Origin of the sequence: Microcoleus sp. S36b_A4 (assembly GCF_036700645.1) — a bacterium.
Lineage (GTDB): Bacteria > Cyanobacteriota > Cyanobacteriia > Cyanobacteriales > Microcoleaceae > Microcoleus.
The window spans coordinates 1-2706 of sequence record NZ_JAUBPI010000196.1 but is presented as its reverse complement, the minus strand read 5'-3'; the positions used below and the strand labels follow the sequence as shown (position 1 = coordinate 2706).

1 protein-coding gene is annotated in these 2706 nt (G+C 44.5%); it reads right to left on the bottom strand.

Going from position 1 to position 2706, the window contains the following annotated elements; translation table 11 throughout:
• Nucleotides 1-265: 265 nt before the first annotated feature.
• Nucleotides 266-2401 (bottom strand): CHASE2 domain-containing protein, encoded by a 2136-nt coding sequence (locus tag QUA03_RS28675; RefSeq protein ID WP_333217087.1) that lies wholly within the window; start codon nucleotides 2399-2401, stop codon nucleotides 266-268.
• Between the last annotated feature and the right edge of the window lie 305 nt (nucleotides 2402-2706).

The following is a 2706-nucleotide window of genomic DNA, read 5'->3' as shown; positions in this document are numbered from 1 at the left end:
CCTAACACATCTCTTGATGAAGTTATTCGTGCTTATTGTGCATGAAGAGTGTCTCATACTTATTTGAAATGACTATAGCTGCACAGGGGACGCCTGAAATAATATCTCCCTCACAGCCCAATTAGGGTTTGAGGCCTAAAAATTGCTCTAAATGTGTCTGAAATAATTGAGATTTTAGATAAAAAATTGAATAATTACAAATGACTTATCAAGATTGGGGTGGGGACTTTACCTACAGTTGCATTATGTTTTTAACTGCTCTTAATTAATAAAAGTGATATTGATTTTTCCCTCGTTCCTTGGCACGATACATCGCAACATCGGCATTCTTAACTAAAATATCTGGCTCTTGACCGTCAATGGGATACAAACTAATGCCAATACTTGTAGTTACAGAAACTGTATGTTCTTTTAAAATAAAAGGCTGCATGATGGCGTCGCAAATTTTTTCCGCTACTTTGGCAGCTTCCTCGCGACCTGGAATTGCCGGCAAAATGATTGTGAACTCGTCGCCGCCCAACCGCGAGATGGTATCACTGCCCCGCAAGCATTTTTTGAGCCGACTGGCAACTATTTTTAAGAGTAAATCACCCACATTGTGTCCGAGAGTGTCGTTGATTGATTTAAATCCATCTAAATCTAAGAACAGTAAAGCTACCAATTCCTGAGTGCGGGAGGCTATTTCTAGAGACTGATGCAAACATTCGTAGAACATTTGACGGTTGGGCAAACCGGTAAGAGCATCGTGATAAGCTTGGTGGCTGAGCTCAGCATTTTTTTGTTCGAGGGCATTTTGCCGAAGTTGGCGCTCGGTAATATCTCTGATTGCTCCGACTAAAAATAGGTTGCCGGCAGCATCTTTATGCAGGGATCTTTTAGTCGCAATTAGATGCGTAATTCCGTGAGCGTCAGTAAAATATTCTTCATTTTCTCGCGGCTGGTGAGTTTTAAATACTAATTCGTCTTGCTGCCAAAATATCTCGGCTTCGGCGTGGGGAAATAATTCGTAATCGGTTCGGCAACTTAAAATTTCTAAAGGATAGCCAATAAACCGACAATATGCCTGATTCAAAACTACGCAGCGGTGAGTTCGATCTTTGACAAAAATGGGGTCGGGAATTGTATCGATTAGCGATTGTAAAAATTCTTTAGACCGTTTTAATTCTTCTTGCAAGTGAGCCAGATAACCCACAACAGCAGCACCAGAACCCACAAGACTGAGGATGGGAGGAATTAACGGTAGCCACCAACCTCTTAAGAAGACTAAGTATAAACTAGCACTTAGACTTAGACAGATACTTAATAAACAGTAAGCCGATCGACCAAGGGATCGCAAATTCCAACTCACACTTGCTCCCGCCCAAGACCACAGCAAAATCCACAGCAACTCCGCAGCCTCTGGCCAGACATTGATACCCCCACGCCCGTCGATGGCTGCACTCAAAATTTGGCTCAAGAAATGAGCCTGAAGCTCGACTCCCGGTATTTGCTGGGGAGGACCAAACCAACCGGAACTGTAAGAATTTTGGTAAAAGTCTTTGAGGCTGGGGGCATTTGAGCCGATCAAGACAACGCGCGATCGTACAAAATCAGCAGGTACTGTGCCAGAGAGCACATCGCTCATCGATGCAGTGCGAAAACTGCCTCGCGGGCCGCGCAGGTTGGTCAAAATTTGATAGCCGCGGCTGTCTGCTCGAACGTAAGCACCATCATTCGGTTGAAAAGGCCGAAAAACCCCCTTGCCTAACTGCAAGTATTTAGGATTGGATTTTGCTGATTGAGGGGAAATTCCTTCGCTTTTGAGGTAAAGCAAAGCTAGTCTGAGTGCGAAACTTTGATGAGTTTTGCCGTCTCCGGGCCAAGCATAGAGCAAAGTTCGCCGCACTTTTGAGTCAGCATCGATAACAACGTTGTTGAAACCAATTCGATCGAGCTTGTCAAGTACCGGAGGCGGGCGAACTCCGAGCCTGGTTGCGTCGGGCATCAACTCAATGCCGATTAAGTTGGGAATAGTTTTAAAAGTTTTGAGCAATTCGGCGTTACCCGGTTGAGTTGGCAAATCTCGGTAAACGTCGAGGCCGATCGCCCGTGGCTTGCCAGCTTGTAATTTTTGCAGCAATTGGGCCAAAACAGCATCCGAAATTGGGTAGCCGTATTTTTGCAAGTCAGCTTCCTTAATTTCTACAATGACGATGCGCGAGTCAATGGGTTCGGCCGGCCGCCAGCGCACAAAGTGGTCGAAAGCAGCCCATTCCCACACCTGAAAACATCCGAACCAGCGCATTACAATGACGCTACTAGCAACGGCACTCGCAGTAATCAATACTCGGCGTTCTCGATCGACCCATTTTTTGATAGTTTCTAGCATATTTTGGGGATGTGGGTCTCGCCCTGTGAGCATCTAAACTACTACTACGTATAGGTTTTACCTCTCCGGGGCGATCGGCTAAGTCGATTTTATATTTTAGGTTTTAGATTTTAGAGTTTTTTGTTTTTCGGTGCGGGCGAGTCGATTTTAGATTTTAAATTATCCAATTTTTTGGTTTTTTGGTGCGATCTGGCTGCAACAGCAGAAACCGGGTTTCGCAACCCAAATATGTCATTTCAACAATCATTCTGGTAGCAGAAACCCATTGGTGACAAGTTAAGACTGTAAGTCTTTTGTCAAGAGGCTTTTAGAGAATTGTTGAAAAAAAACTGGTCAGA

Bases quoted from the DNA above. Each gene is read 5' to 3' on its own strand.
- QUA03_RS28675 (WP_333217087.1), bottom strand. From the start codon at position 2,401: ATGCTCACAGGGCGAGACCCACATCCCCAAAATATGCTAGAAACTATC.